Annotated in this window: 13 protein-coding genes; 7 read left to right on the top strand and 6 right to left on the bottom strand. The window is 66.0% G+C overall.

Translation table 11 applies throughout. The features are described from left to right. Window positions 1–4 precede the first annotated feature (4 nt). A complete protein-coding gene (greB, locus tag DM806_RS14305; protein ID WP_179043872.1) occupies window positions 5–490 on the top strand; it encodes a transcription elongation factor GreB in 486 nt (161 codons plus the stop codon). A 151-nt stretch (window positions 491–641) separates the two neighbouring features. Here greB and DM806_RS14300 read toward each other — a convergent pair whose 3' ends face one another. After that, entirely contained in the window at window positions 642–1511 is an 870-nt protein-coding gene (locus DM806_RS14300; protein ID WP_179043871.1) for a LysR family transcriptional regulator, read from the bottom strand. 107 nt (window positions 1512–1618) lie between these two features. Here DM806_RS14300 and bla point away from each other — a divergent pair, with 107 nt between their 5' ends. After that, a complete protein-coding gene (gene bla, locus DM806_RS14295) occupies window positions 1619–2503 on the top strand; it encodes a subclass B3 metallo-beta-lactamase (RefSeq protein ID WP_179043870.1) in 885 nt (294 codons plus the stop codon). Window positions 2504–2617: 114 nt separating this feature from the next. On the opposite strand, the gene DM806_RS14290 is transcribed toward bla, so the two are convergent. The 4 genes from DM806_RS14290 to DM806_RS14275 form a co-directional block, all read right to left on the bottom strand. Further along, on the bottom strand, window positions 2618–4303 hold the full coding sequence (locus tag DM806_RS14290) for a putative bifunctional diguanylate cyclase/phosphodiesterase (RefSeq protein WP_179043869.1): 1686 nt from the start codon (window positions 4301–4303) through the stop codon (window positions 2618–2620). Between the two features lie 94 nt (window positions 4304–4397). Then, window positions 4398–4937, bottom strand: coding sequence for a Smr/MutS family protein (locus DM806_RS14285; protein WP_179043868.1), 540 nt, complete (start codon window positions 4935–4937; stop codon window positions 4398–4400). 10 nt (window positions 4938–4947) lie between these two features. After that, complete coding sequence (locus DM806_RS14280) at window positions 4948–6201, bottom strand: murein transglycosylase A (RefSeq protein WP_179043867.1); 1254 nt, start codon at window positions 6199–6201, stop codon at window positions 4948–4950. Between the two features lie 19 nt (window positions 6202–6220). Next, complete coding sequence (locus DM806_RS14275; RefSeq protein ID WP_179043866.1) at window positions 6221–6874, bottom strand: Tim44/TimA family putative adaptor protein; 654 nt, start codon at window positions 6872–6874, stop codon at window positions 6221–6223. A gap of 183 nt (window positions 6875–7057) precedes the next feature. On the opposite strand from DM806_RS14275, the gene secB reads away from it, so the two are divergent. The 4 genes from secB (at window position 7058) to DM806_RS14255 (ending at window position 11200) form a co-directional block, all read left to right on the top strand. After that, the gene (gene secB, locus DM806_RS14270; RefSeq protein WP_179043865.1) at window positions 7058–7576 is read left to right on the top strand and encodes a protein-export chaperone SecB; all 519 of its coding nucleotides are present in this window, start codon (window positions 7058–7060) and stop codon (window positions 7574–7576) included. A gap of 153 nt (window positions 7577–7729) precedes the next feature. Further along, window positions 7730–9304 carry a murein biosynthesis integral membrane protein MurJ gene (gene murJ, locus DM806_RS14265; RefSeq protein WP_179043864.1) on the top strand — a complete coding sequence of 525 codons (1575 nt, stop codon included), beginning with the start codon at window positions 7730–7732 and terminating at the stop codon, window positions 9302–9304. Window positions 9305–9321: 17 nt separating this feature from the next. Further along, window positions 9322–10326, top strand: a complete 1005-nt coding sequence (gene trpS / locus DM806_RS14260) for a tryptophan--tRNA ligase (protein ID WP_179043863.1) — start codon at window positions 9322–9324, stop codon at window positions 10324–10326. Between the two features lie 217 nt (window positions 10327–10543). Continuing rightward, on the top strand, window positions 10544–11200 hold the full coding sequence (locus DM806_RS14255; protein ID WP_179043862.1) for a DUF4136 domain-containing protein: 657 nt from the start codon (window positions 10544–10546) through the stop codon (window positions 11198–11200). A gap of 195 nt (window positions 11201–11395) precedes the next feature. On the opposite strand, the gene DM806_RS14250 is transcribed toward DM806_RS14255, so the two are convergent. Next, entirely contained in the window at window positions 11396–11716 is a 321-nt protein-coding gene (locus tag DM806_RS14250) for a ribonuclease E inhibitor RraB (protein ID WP_179043861.1), read from the bottom strand. Window positions 11717–12131: 415 nt separating this feature from the next. Between DM806_RS14250 and DM806_RS14245 the strand changes: the two genes are divergently transcribed. Then, window positions 12132–13388, top strand: a complete 1257-nt coding sequence (locus DM806_RS14245) for a TCR/Tet family MFS transporter (RefSeq protein ID WP_256869321.1) — start codon at window positions 12132–12134, stop codon at window positions 13386–13388. Window positions 13389–13390: the final 2 nt, after the last annotated feature.

Here is a 13390-nt window from a genome sequence, read left to right as displayed (position 1 = left end):
GGCAATGACCACCCCCTATCCCAACTATATCACCCCCGAAGGCTTCGCGAAGCTGCGCGCCGAATATGACCATCTGCTGGGCGTAGAGCGCCCGGCGATCGTCGAGGTGGTGAGCTGGGCGGCGGGCAACGGCGACCGCAGCGAGAATGGCGACTATCTCTATGGCCGCAAGCGGATGCGCGAGATTGACGGCCAGTTGAAGCGCCTGTCGAAGAAGATGAAGGACGCCAAGGTCGTCGACCCCCGGCAGCAACCGGACAAGGGGCGGGTCTATTTCGGCGCCACCGTCACCATCGCCGACGAGGATGACTTGTCCCGCACCGTGACGATCGTCGGCAATGACGAGACCGATGTGGATGCCGGGCGGATCGGCTGGGGATCGCCGATCGCGCGCGCTCTGCGCGGCGCGGCGGTGGGCGACCTGCGCCGCGTCAGGCTGCCGGCGGGCGAGAAGGAATATGAGGTGATGGCGATCTCCTATCCGGCCTGAAGCAGGGGGTTATGTCGTCCCGAGGACGCAGAATGGACAGCGAACTGGACAATCGGAACGCTATTGCACCGATGGTGAAGAGGCGGAAGCAATAAGCTCATTCATGATTTCAAATCATGAATGAAGTGGCTGGCGCAGTCCGGTCGATCGATCAGCCTGCGGCAGCGGCGATCAGCCATGCCCGAAAATCCGCCATGGCGGGGCTGTGCGGGCGGGACATCAATCGGGTGAGCCAATAGCCGCCCAGATCGATCGATGCGGCGAAGGGCTGGACCAGCCGGCCCGCGTGCAGGTCATTCCCGAACAAGGCGGGCGGGGCGAGCGCGACGCCGAGGCCGCGCAACGCCGCCTGCACCATCAGGATCGAGCTGTCGAACACCGGCCCGCGCAGTGGCGGGCAGGATGCGCCCGCCGCCGCGAACCAGCGCGGCCATTCGTCGGCGCGATAGGATCGCAGCAATGTCTCGCGGGCGAGCGCGGCGGGATCGGGCAGGCGGGCCGCCATCTCCGGCGTGCAGACGGGAGCAAGCGGCGCGCGCAGGATCGGATCGGCATGGGTGCCGTGCCACGCCCCGTCGCCGAAGCGGATGGCGAGGTCCAGCCCTTCGCCCGCCAGATCGACGCGGTTGTTGTTGGTCATGATGCGCAGGTCCACATGCGGACAGGCGCGGGCGAAATCCTCCAGCCGGTCGAGCAGCCAGCCGCCAGCGAAGGTGCCGACGACTCCCAGGTTCAATCTCTCGCGCGGGCGACCGCCCTCGATCCGGCCCAAGGTCGCGCCGATCCGGTCGAGCGCATCGCCCATCACCGGCAGCAGCGCGCGCCCTTCGTCGGTCAGCATCAGGCCGCGCGGCAGGCGGCGGAAGAGCGGCGCGCCCAGCCGCGCCTCCAGCTGCGCCACCTGCTGGCTGACCGCACCCTGGCTGACGCAGAGTTCGATCGCTGCTTTCGTGAAGTTCAGATGCCGCGCCGCCGCCTCGAAGGCGCGCAGGGCGTTCAGGGGCAATTGGGCGCGGTCCATGGGGATGCAGGCATAAGTCAGCCTAATGGCTCTGTCGAGAAATCATGCTTTGTCGTTGAGGCTACGGCAAGGCAGCTTAGCCTTCATACCAAGGAGGAGGCGAAATCATGCGGAAAGTGGCGGTGCTGGCTATTAGCCTGGCTGGGATGATGGCGATGGGCGCGGGCAAACCGGACGATCCACTGACGCGCCCGATCGCGCCCGACTCCGCGAAGCGCTGGCTGGCGCCGCAGCCACCGGTGCGGCTCCATGGGCAGACCTATCTGGTCGGCTTTGGCGGGCTGAACGTGGCGCTGATCCACACCAGCGCGGGGCTGATCCTGATCGACGGCGCGGTGCCGCAGGCGGTGGAGGATATCGAGGTGAAGATCCGCCAGCTCGGCTTCTCGATCAAACAGGTGAAGCTGATCCTCAGCACCGAACCGCATTTCGACCATGCCGGTGGCATTGCCGCCCTGGCGCGGGACAGCGGCGCAACCGTGATCGCCAGCGCGCCTGCCGCCGCCATATTGCGGCAGGGCGGAGGCGATCCCGAAGACCCGCAAGCCGGCTGGCTGGAGCGGTTTCCGGGCGTCACCAAGCTGCGCGCGGTGCGTGATGGCGAGCGGGTCCGGCTGGGCGACGTCGCCGTTACCGCCCATGGCACGCCGGGCCATACGCTGGGCAGCATGAGCTGGAGCTGGAAAAGCTGCGAGGGGAAGGATTGCAGGACGATCGTCTTCGCCGCCAGCCTCAATCCGATCGCGGCCGATGGCTGGCGCTTTGCCGATCCGGCGCACCGGCGCTTCGTCGACGCCTTCCGCACCAGCTTCGCGCGGGTGAAGGCGATGCCCTGCGACATGCTGATCGCCTCGCATCCGCGTGATAGCGATGCCGACCGGCTGGCCAGACTGGCCAAGACAAGCACGCCCCATCCCTTCGCCGATCCGGCCGCCTGCCGCGACTATGCGACGCGCGCGGAAGCGGCGCTGGAGAAGACATTGCAGGAATGACGGGCGCGGGCCTGAAGGCCGACCGCCCGTTCCCCACCTTTCCCGTCATCCCGCCTCGTCCCAACGGCCAAGGCACTGCCGGTACGCAATATTCGGGGCGCTCTTGCCGCTCGATCAGAGGCTGCGCTGTTCCCGCATGGTCATCGGCGGGGCGAAGCGGTCGAGATAGGCTTGCTCGCGGCTCGGCATGGCGAGGTGATAGCCCTGGAACAGCGAGCAGCCGATCACCCGCAGCACATCCATCTGCGCCTCGCTCTCAATTCCTTCGACCACCACTTCCATGCCCAGCCCCTGGACCAGACCGACGACCGCGCTGCATATCGTCCGCGCCTCGGCTGAGGTCGCGATATCGCGGACCAGACTGCGGTCGATCTTCACCCGGTCGACCGGCAGTTCCTTCAGTCGCGCGAGGTTGGAATAGCCCGTCCCGAAATCGTCGATGGCGATCTGCACGCCCTCTTCGCGCAGCGCGCGCAGCTGGCCCAATATGCGCGGCTCCATGTCCATGGCGAGCGATTCGGTGATTTCCAGTTCCAGCATGGCGGGCGGCGCCTCATGCGTCGCCATGGCGTGGCGCAGGCGCAGGAAAAAGTCCGCCTGCGCCAGTTCGCGCGTGCTGATGTTGACGGCGATGCGCTGGTCGATGCCGGCCTGCGCCCAGCGCGCCGCGGTCTCGCAGACGCGGCTCATCACCCAGTCGCCCAGCGCGACGATCGCGCCGCTTTCCTCCGCGATCGGTACGAAGGCGCCCGGCATCACCAGGTCGCGTTCGGGATGCGCCCAGCGCACCAGCGCCTCGGCGGCGACGGCACGGCCGCTGCCGATGTCGATCTGCGGCTGGAATTCCAGCAGAAACTCGTCGCGTTGCAGCCCCAGCAGCAGTTCGCGTTCCAGTTCGGCGCGGTCGGCCGCTTCCAGCGCCAGTTCGGCAGTATAGATTTCCGCCCGCCCGCGCCCTTCATGCTTGGCATGATACATGGCGATGTCGGCGGCGCGCAGCAGCGCCGAAAGCGTGTCGCCATGCTCGGGATAGCAGGCGATGCCGATCGACGCGCCCAGTTCGACATGCTGGCTGCCAAGGTCGAACCGCTCGCTCAGCGCGAACTGGATCGCGCGCGCGATCCGCGATGCGGCGCTGCGGCCCGGCAGGGTCGGGAAGAACAGGGTGAATTCGTCGCCGGCGAGACGGCCGATTACGGCATCGCCGGTGCCGTTGCTGACCTGCGCCATCACCACTTCGCGCAGGCGGCCGGCGACGCGGGCCAGCAACTGGTCGCCCGCCGCATGGCCCAGCGTGTCGTTCACGCCCTTGAACCCGTCCAGGTCGATGAAGAAGAGCGCGGCCATGCCGGCGTCGGTCCGTTCGGCCAGATGGCGCTCGACCTGGCGGCAGAAACTGGTGCGATTGGCCAGGCCCGTGACCTGATCGAACAGGGCGAGCGTCTGCACATGGTCGAGATTGGTCCGCACCTGGCTGAACAGGCTTTCCATCGCCACCGACAGTTCGGGCAGCTCGCCGCCAATGTCTTTCGGGACGGGCGATTGCAGGTCGCCATGGGCGGCCGACACCAGTCTTTCGGTGGCGATGTCGATCGCGCTGGCGGTGGCGGCCATGGACCGGCTCGCCGAAGCCCAGCTCATGGTCCCGCACAATATGGCGATGATGAGGGCGCGGCCGACCTGCATCAGGTCGTCCTCCTGGCCCGGCGTATAGCCCAGCACCAGCGACAGGATGAACACCAGCGCCCCCGCGGCACAGGCGAAGGCAGCGGCGCGGCTTTTCAACGTCACGCCCTGCATTCGTCTCCCGCCCGATTGCCGCTCCGATGGAGCCCGATCCATCGGATATGAAGGACAGTGGTTAAGAAAGGATCAGCAAGTCGAACGGAAGCCGTTATTTTTTGCGACGCAAAATCAGGTAGATCGCACCATCGCCGCCATGGCGGGGATGGGCGACGCGAACACTGGCGATGCGGTCGGCATAAGGACTTGTTTCCAGCCAGTGCCCGATCTCGCCGCGAATCGCGCCGCGCCGGGCGCTGCCCATGGTAGCGCTATTTTTCGGCGGCTTTCCGGTAACGACCAGCAAGGTCCGCGCATCCTGCGCCAGCGCTTGGGCCAGCGCCTGGTTAAGCCTGTTGTGCGCCGCAGCCAGGCTGTGGCCATGCAGGTCGATGCTCATTTCCGGCGCCAGATTGCCGCTACGGATTCGTCGCTCCCAGCTGGAATCGAGCATGGCCGCGGGGGTCGGGGCGGGTTTGGGCGGAGGGGCCGGGCGCGCCTGCGGCGTTAACCCTGTTCTGGCGGGCGGCAGCGGCATCGGCGTGGCGGACACGGCCGCGCGGCGCGGCTGGCCGGGGCGCAGCGGCCGCACCGATCGCGTCAGCGCGTCCCAGAGCGCCTCTTCCTCGTTGGTGAGCCGGCGCCGGACCATGGTCCGGTCGTCAGGGGCGGGAAAGCCGGGCCGCCGATCCGATCGGCAGCAGGATGAGGGCGCTGCCGCGTGCCGACATGCCCCCGGCAATGCCGCGGGCGCGGGCGCCCGCCCCCCAGAAGCTGTCGAATCGGTTGGCGCCCTTGATCGCGCCGCCCGTATCCTGCGCGATCCAGATGCCATTGGGTTCGGCGCGGTCGAGCGAGAGCAGCACCGGCGCGCCGAGCGGAATGAACTTGGGGTCGGCCGCAACGGTGGCTTCGGGCGTCACTGGCACGCCCAGCGCCCCCAGCGGCCCCGCGCCGGTCAATTCGCGGAAGAAGACGAAGCTCTTATTCTCGTTCATGATCACGGCGCCCTCGGCCGGGTTGGCGCGCAGATATTGCATGATGTCCTGCATCGATCCGGCCTGGATCAGACCGCGATCCTTCATCAGCTTGCCGATGCCGGTATAGTCGCGGCCATTCTGCCCATCATAGCCGATGCGCATCACCCCGCCGTCGGGCAGGTTGAGCCGGCCGCTGCCCTGCACCTGCAGGAAGAAGAATTCCACCGGATCGGCCGCCCACGCCAGTTCCAGCCCGCGCCCGGCGAGCGATCCGCTGACGATCTGGCTGCGTTCGTCATAGGGGACGAACTTGCTGCCGTTCACCTTGCCGCGGATCGACTTGCCCTTGAGCGCGTCGCTGAACTGGCCGAGATCGACGTCGATCAGGTCGTTGGGGCGGCGGTAGATCGGCACCTGATAGCCCAGCTGGCGGGTACGCGATCCGCCGATTTCCGGTTCATAATAGCCGGTGACGAAGGCCTTGCCCTCGCCGACCTGCACCGCCTCGAAATAGCGGGAGAAGAATTCGCTCGCCGATGCCTCGGGCCAGCTCGATGCTGCGGCGCAACTGCTGTTCCAGTCCGACCCGCGCGTCAGGCCGCTCTGGTCGGTGCGGCGCATGAGGGTGGGGCAGGACAGGCGGAAAGCCTGAAGCGCGGCGCGCGCGCGTTCGCCCGACGGGATCAGGCTGGCAATATCCGGTCCGGGCGTGACGCCCAGGCCCGCCGCCGTGCTCTGGTCGAGCGCAGGCTCGGTCGGCGCTTCCACCGGCAAGGCGGGACGGGGCGTGGCGGGCGTCGGGCGGGTGGCAGTGTCGCCCGACGGCACGGGGCGCGTCGGCGCCGGGCCGCCCGTCGATGGCGGGATCACGCCGCCCGCGCAGGCAGACAGCATCAGCGCCGCCAGCAGCGCAGCCCCCGATTTGCGATGAATCATGCGCCGATCAAGCCCGGAATCATGCTTCGTCGGTTTCGCTGAGCTTCCAGTTCGGGTCCGCGCTGCGGACGTCGCGGGTGAAGGTCCAGATATCCTTGGTGCCGATCGCGTCGGTCAGCGAACCGGCGACGACATTGCCGTCCTTGTCGCGAGTGACGGCGGCGATGTCGGCTTCGAACCGCAGCGCCACTTCGGCCACGCGGCCATTGACCGACGCCTCGATAATCTGCGCCTTTTCGATGCGCACCAGCCGGTTGTCGAGCACATGGCCCTCCGCTTCGCGCGCCGCGATCGCTTCCTCGAAGGAGGCCAGCACGTCGGCGTCGCACAGCCAGGCCAGTTCGTCGCGATCGCCGCGCCAAAAGGCTTCCAGCACCATCTTGTAGGCGCTCTTGGCGCCATCCACGAACTGGGGCACGTCGAAGCTGCGGTCGGATGCGATCAGCGCACGCACGCCGGTTTCGGCGCCGGGCGCGATCAGCCCTTCGGCCAGCCGCACCGAATCGCCGCTATTCTGGGCGACCGGGCCGGGTTGCAGCACCGTCACCTTGGCGCGTTCATCGGCCGGGCGCAGCGCAGGCTCCTGCTCGTGGCCGGTGCGCTTGCCCAGCACGGAATAGAGCCGCAGCGCCAGAAAACCGGCGATCATGGCGAGGATGACGATCACATACACGGAAAGCTATACCCTTTGCGTGGGACAATGTTCCTGCCAACATAGGCATGTTTGTCGCCAACTTCAAATAGTGCGCATGGGGGAGCCACCATTGCCCTGCCTTTGCGCCCCTGCTAAGCGCGCGGGTCAACATTGCCGGCGGCTTCCTGTCGCGGGCCAACAGCGAAAGCCAAGGTAGAGAGCATGGCCGACGAAGCCGACACCATCACCACCACCATCAATTCCGGCATCAACACCGGCAATGGTGCGGACACCGCGCCGCAGATCGCGCTGATCAGCCAGTATGTGAAGGATATGTCGTTCGAAAATCCGAACGCACCGGCCGTCTACCAATGGCAGGACCAGCCGCAGATCGACGTCCAGTTCAACATCGGCGCCGACAAGGTCGGTGACGAAGTGCTGGAAGTCGCGCTGAAGATCGAGGTCAAGGCCATCGCGCCGCAGGGCACCGCCTTCGCCGTCGAGCTGGTCTATGCCGCGCTGTTCGGCATGCGCAACGTGCCCGAGGATCAGATCCAGCCCTTCATGCTGGCCGAAGCGCCGCGCCTCATCTTCCCCTTCGCCCGCCGCGTGCTGGCCGACGCGATTCGCGACGGCGGCTTCCCGCCGCTGCTGCTCGACCCGATCGATTTCGGCGCGCTCTATCTCCAGCAGGCGCAGCAGATGGAAGTGACCTCGGGCGAGCCGGCCGGTCACGCCTGATCCAATTCGCAGAACCGTTCGTGCTGAGTAGGGACTGAGCTTGCCGAAGGCCCGTATCGAAGCATCCGCGCAATTGCCCTTCGATACGCCACTTCGACTTCGCTCAGTGGCTACTCAGGGCGAACGGATTTTATCTTTCGGAGGGATTGGACCATGAAACTGGTCAAGGCCCTCGGCTCGGTCGGCGGGCTGACGCTCGCCAGCCGGGTGCTGGCGCTGGTGCGCGATTCGCTCGCGGCGCGCTATGTCGGCGCGGGCTTCGCGTCGGACGCCTTCAACGGCGTCGCCTTCCGCCTGCCCAACATGTTCCGCGCACTCTTTGCCGAGGGCGCCTTTTCCGCCGCTTTCATCCCGCTCTTCAACAAAAAGGCGGCGGGCGAAGGCGGCCTTCCCGCCGGCTATGATTTTGCCGAGCGTGCGCTGGCGGTGCTGCTGCCGGTCCTGATCCTCTTCACCGTCCTCCTGATCGCCGCCGCCTGGCCGATCACCTGGGCGCTGTCGGGCGGCTTTTCGCGCCAGAATCCGAGCGCCGAACAATTCGCCTTCGCCGTCACCCTGTCGCGCATCACCATTCCCTATCTGGCGCTGATCAGCCTCGCCTCGCTGCTGGGCGGCATTCTCAATTCGCTCGACAAATTCTGGGTCAATGCCGCAGCCCCCATCCTGCTCAATGTCGCGATGATCGCGGGGCTATGGTTCTTCCATGGCGCCGACGAATATGAGACGGCGCGGGTGCAGGCCATGTCGGTGACGATCGGCGGCGCGCTGCAATTGCTGTGGCTGATCTGGGCGTGCAAGCGTGCGGGCGTGTCGATGAAGCTCAAGCGCCCGCGCCTCGACAAGGATGTGCGCGAACTGCTGCGCCTGATCGTCCCCGCCGCCGCGGGCGCTGGCGCGTCGCAGATCAACCTGCTGATCTCCACCGCGCTGTCGGGCTGGCTGCTGGCCTCGGGTTCCATAACCTATATCTATTATGCCGATCGCCTCAATCAGCTCCCGCTGGGCCTGATCGGCATCGGCCTTGGCACCATCCTCCTCCCCACCATCTCGCGCATGTTGTCGAAGGGCGAGGACGCCGCCGCGATGGAGACGCAGAACAGAGGCATCGAACTCGCCCTGTTCCTGACCCTACCCGCCACCGTCGCCTTCCTGATCGTGGCGGAACCGATCGTGCGCGGCCTGTTCCAATATGGCCGCTTCACGGCTGAGGATGCGATGCGCTGCGGCTGGGCGCTGTCGGCCTTCTCGATCGGCCTGCCCTCCTATGTCCTCGTGAAGGTGTTGACGCCCGGTTATTATGCGCGCGGCGACACGAAGACGCCGGTGCGCTACGCGATGCTGTCGATCGTCATCAACATTGTCGGCAACCTCGCCATGATACCGACATTGGGGCATATCGGGCCGCCGCTGGCTACTGCGCTCTCCTCGACCGTCAATGTCGCCATGCTCTATACGACGCTGGTGAAGCGCGGCCATTTCGCCGCCGACGCCGGGCTACGCCGTCGCATCCCCCGCCTTGCCGTCGCCGCGCTCATCATGGGCGTTGCGCTCTGGGCCGGAGAGGATCTGCTCGATCCCTGGCTGACCGGGGCGATGTTCCAGCGCTATGTGGCGCTGGCGCTGCTGGTGGGCGCGGGCGTGGCGCTTTACGGGCTGGCGTCCTTCGTCACGGGAGCCTATCGGCTGTCCGACCTCAAGGCGCTGATGCGCCGCAAAAGTTCAACCTGAGAAGAACGGATCTAGTAATGCGCGTCCTTTCCGGCATCCAGCCCACCGGCAATCTGCACCTTGGCAACTACCTCGGCGCGATCCGCAACTGGGTGCGGATGCAGGATGAGATGGATAGCGAAAGCCAGTGCTTCTTCTTCCTCGCCGACATGCACTCGATCACCGTCCATGAAGGGCGCGAGCAGCGTATTCGCAACGTCCGCGACATGGCCGCCGCGCTGGTCGCCGCCGGGATCGACCCGGATCGCTCGGTCCTGTTCAACCAGGCGCGCGTGCCCGCCCATGCCGAGCTGTGCTGGTTGCTCAACGGCACCGCGCGGATCGGCTGGCTCAACCGCATGACCCAGTTCAAGGACAAGGTCGGCAAGGATCGCGAGGGCGCCTCGATCGGCCTGTTCGTCTATCCGGTGCTCCAGGCGGCCGACATCCTGATCTACAACGCCACCCATGTGCCGGTGGGCGAGGATCAGAAGCAGCATCTGGAACTGGCGCGCGACATTGCGACCAAGTTCAACACCGACTTCGGCGTCGACCTCTTCACCATGCCCGCCCCGATCATCCCCAAGGAATCGGCGCGCATCATGTCGCTGCGCGACGGCACGGCGAAAATGTCCAAGTCCGATCCGTCCGACATGAGCCGCATCAACCTGACCGATGACGACGACGCCATCATGACCAAGGTGAAGAAGGCCAAGACCGACCCCGAACCGCTGCCCGAAACGGCCGAAGGTCTGGCGGGCCGTCCCGAAGCGAACAATCTGGTCGGCATCTACGCCACCCTGTCGGGCACGACCCCGGATGCCGTCTGCGCCGAATTTGCCGGCAAGGGCTTCGGCGCGTTCAAGCCGGCGCTGGGCGAGGTTCTGGTAGAGACGCTCCGCCCGATTCGCGAGCGGTTCATGGAGTTGCGCACCGACGACGCCGCGCTCGACGCGATCCTCGACAAGGGCGCGGCCAGGGCAGCGGCCGCCGCCGAGCCGACCCTGCGCGCGGCCTATGACGCCATGGGGTTGATGCGCTGACGCGCACTGATGCACCAAAGTCACAGGGCTGGTCCGAAAAGGCCGGCCCTTTTCTTTGGGCGACGGAATAGCCATCTCCACAGCGTCGTAGATGCAGGAACATGGTTTTGCGTCCGTTCGACGGGTTCGTGCGTTCAAACGATGTTCAGTTGCGTTTTGCTATGACAGCGCGCAAGAAGGATCGCAGGCGTTTCGCCTGATACAGGACGTAAAAAACATGGCTCGTTTCAACAAGATCGGTCTGTTCGCGGCGCCTGCCCTGGCGCTGGTGGCGCTTTCGGGCTGCGCCACGTCGTTCAAGGCCGACGTCGCCCGTTTCCAGCAACTCCCCGCCCCCGCAGGGCAGAGCTACACCATCGTCGCCGACGATGCCCGGCTCGCCGGCGGGCTGGAGTTTTCCCATTATGCCGATCTCGTCGGGCAGCGCCTGACCCAGACCGGCTATGTCGCCGCCAGCGACCCGGCGCGCGCAGACCTTATCGTCCGCGTCGCCTATGATGTCGACAATGGCCGCGAAAAGGTGCGCTCGACCGGCTTCGGCGGCCCTTATGGGGCAGGCTGGGGGCCTTGGGGCGGTGGCTTTGGCGGTCGTTGGGGCCGTCCGTGGGGCTATGGCTTCTATGATCCCTGGCTGTTCGGCGGCGCCGGCTATAATGACGTGTCGAGCTACACCGTCTATACCAGCGACCTCAGCATGAAGATCGACCGCGCGGCCGACAATCGCCGCCTGTTCGAAGGCAAGGCCAGCGCCCAGTCGCTGTCCAACAAGCTGACCTATCTGGTGCCGAATCTGATCGACGTCATGTTCACCGACTTCCCCGGCAAGAATGGGGAAAATGTGAAGGTGACGCTGCCGCCCGAAAAGAAGGGCTGACGGCAGACCCGTTTTTACAGACCAGGGGCGGCTCCCAGCCAAGGCCCTGTCTGACCCGGCGCTTGCATAAAGCGCCGGGTTTTCTTTTTGCGCAGGGTGACGCGGTGCGGGCGTGAAGTCCGAAGCGGATGAATGTCGGATTAGGGTGGTTTGCGGAAAGGCGGGTTTCGGCCGGCAATCGAGCAAAAGCTGCCTTTAGACTCGAAAGAAGCCCCAGCCGTCTGTTCGTCCACCATATTTCCAAGCAAGAACGTCGAAGCGCTCTTCCCATGACGTGACGTTAGCGGCCGAAGGCTGCATCGTTACCGTCACGGTTACATCCCATGGGTCTTCGATTCGATCTGTTTCAATAACGTCGATCTCGAAACCATCCTCTTGGCACTTGGCTGCGAACTCTTCCGCCGATGTGCGGGTAGGAAAAACGTGAGAAAAATCGACCGGCCGCGAAGGGCCAAGATCGCTGCCATCTTCTGCCATCCCCGCGAGGATTTCTGCATTTTCTTCAAGCAGGGACATAGGCGCTCCTAATGGAGGCTTCTATTTGAACGAATGACTTCTTTTGGGCAAGGCAACGGTTCTGGCAAACGGCAACACATGGTCGCTTCCAGACCGACCGCCTTTCCCCTCTCCCGCCCCGACTGCATCGCCAAATCCAACATCCTTCCAATGTAGGATTTTTCCTGATCTATCCTGCCGGATGGATCGCCACCGCCTCGCCCACCCCGTTTCGTCCCCTCGCTCCGGCGACGCGTCAGGCGCGCGTGGCTGGTGCGTCGTCCTGACCTTGCCGTCGCGCCGGGAGCGCGCTGGAGGCGCGTCGGCGTGACCCAAGGCGCGCGTCCCCGGCGCGTGGCGGGCGCTTCGCCAGCACTTTGCCGTTGCAATCGGCCGAAAATGCCCGACGACATTGTGAACTTCGATGGCGTGCCCCTTGGCAACCCCTTCGCGTCACGATAGCCCCTGCGCCATGTCCGTCGCTTCTCCCCGTCGCACCGCCGCGATCATCTTCATCCTCGTCACGGCGCTGCTCGACGTCATGTCGATGGGGATCGTCATCCCGGTGCTGCCGCAACTGATCGAGACCCTGTCCGGCTCCAACGCGGCGGCGGGCATGTGGAACGGGCTGTTCGTGGCGCTGTGGGCCGGGATGCAATTCCTCTGCTCCCCGATCATCGGTTCGCTCTCGGACCGGTTCGGGCGGCGGCCGGTGATCCTGATCTCGGTCGCGGGGCTGGCGCTCGACTATGTGCTGATGGCGCTGGCGCCCAATCTCTGGTGGCTGGCGCTCGGCCGCATCCTCGCCGGCATCACCTCGTCCAGCTTCACCTCGACCTTCGCCTATATGGCCGACATCACCCCGCCGGAGGGCCGCGCCAAGGGCTATGGCCTGATCGGCGCCGCGTTCAGCGCGGGGTTCGTCGCCGGGCCGCTGATCGGCGGGCTGCTGGGCGAGATTTCGCATCGTGCCCCCTTCTGGGCCGCGGCCGTCCTGTCCGCCCTCGCCTTTTTCTATGGCCTCTTCGTGCTGCCCGAATCGCTGGCGCCCGAAAAGCGCATGACCTTCAGCTGGCGTCGCGCCAACCCTTTCGGCGCGCTGAAATTGCTGCAATCCCATCCCGAACTCTCCAGCCTCGCGGTCGGCAATTTCCTGCTCTATTTCGCCCATCATATCTTCTCCGCCATCTTCGTCCTCTATGCCGGGGACCGTTATGGCTGGGGGGCGTGGCAGGTCGGCGCCTTGCTGGCGCTGGTCGGCCTGCTCGACATGGGCGTGCAGGGCCTGCTGGTCGGCCCGATCGTCAAGCGGCTCGGCGATCGCACCACGATGGTGGTCGGCCTCTGCTTCGGGGCGATCGGCGTCGCCGCCATGGGCCTCGCCCCGACCGGCTGGCTGTTCGTCGCCGCCATGTTCCCCAATGCGCTCTGGGGCCTCGCCATGCCGACCATCCAGTCGCTGATGACCCAGCATGTCTCCGAAGCCGAACAGGGCCAGCTTCAGGGCGCGAACAACAGCGTCGGCGCGATCGCGGGCATCATCTCGCCGCTCTTCTTCGGCGCCATCTACTCGCTGTCGGTCGGCCCCAGGCCCACCCTGCCCTTCATCGGCAGCGGCTTCCTGATCGCGGCGGCCATCCTCGCCGGCGCGGCGCTGATCGGCTGGCGCGCGGGCAGGCAGTTCAAGGCCTGACT

The sequence above is a fragment of the Sphingobium lactosutens genome (genome assembly GCF_013393185.1).
Taxonomy (GTDB): domain Bacteria; phylum Pseudomonadota; class Alphaproteobacteria; order Sphingomonadales; family Sphingomonadaceae; genus Sphingobium; species Sphingobium lactosutens_A.
The sequence above is the reverse complement of the archived record's forward strand: the minus strand, read 5'-3'. Positions and strand labels throughout refer to the sequence as shown.

Bases quoted from the DNA above. Each gene is read 5' to 3' on its own strand.
- murJ (WP_179043864.1), top strand. From the start codon at position 7,730: ATGAAACTGGTCAAGGCCCTCGGCTCGGTCGGCGGGCTGACGCTCGCC.
- DM806_RS14290 (WP_179043869.1), bottom strand. From the start codon at position 4,303: ATGCAGGGCGTGACGTTGAAAAGCCGCGCCGCTGCCTTCGCCTGTGCC.
- DM806_RS14280 (WP_179043867.1), bottom strand. From the start codon at position 6,201: ATGATTCATCGCAAATCGGGGGCTGCGCTGCTGGCGGCGCTGATGCTG.
- greB (WP_179043872.1), top strand. From the start codon at position 5: ATGACCACCCCCTATCCCAACTATATCACCCCCGAAGGCTTCGCGAAG.
- bla (WP_179043870.1), top strand. From the start codon at position 1,619: ATGCGGAAAGTGGCGGTGCTGGCTATTAGCCTGGCTGGGATGATGGCG.
- DM806_RS14285 (WP_179043868.1), bottom strand. From the start codon at position 4,937: ATGGTCCGGCGCCGGCTCACCAACGAGGAAGAGGCGCTCTGGGACGCG.
- trpS (WP_179043863.1), top strand. From the start codon at position 9,322: ATGCGCGTCCTTTCCGGCATCCAGCCCACCGGCAATCTGCACCTTGGC.
- DM806_RS14255 (WP_179043862.1), top strand. From the start codon at position 10,544: ATGGCTCGTTTCAACAAGATCGGTCTGTTCGCGGCGCCTGCCCTGGCG.
- secB (WP_179043865.1), top strand. From the start codon at position 7,058: ATGGCCGACGAAGCCGACACCATCACCACCACCATCAATTCCGGCATC.
- DM806_RS14300 (WP_179043871.1), bottom strand. From the start codon at position 1,511: ATGGACCGCGCCCAATTGCCCCTGAACGCCCTGCGCGCCTTCGAGGCG.
- DM806_RS14250 (WP_179043861.1), bottom strand. From the start codon at position 11,716: ATGTCCCTGCTTGAAGAAAATGCAGAAATCCTCGCGGGGATGGCAGAA.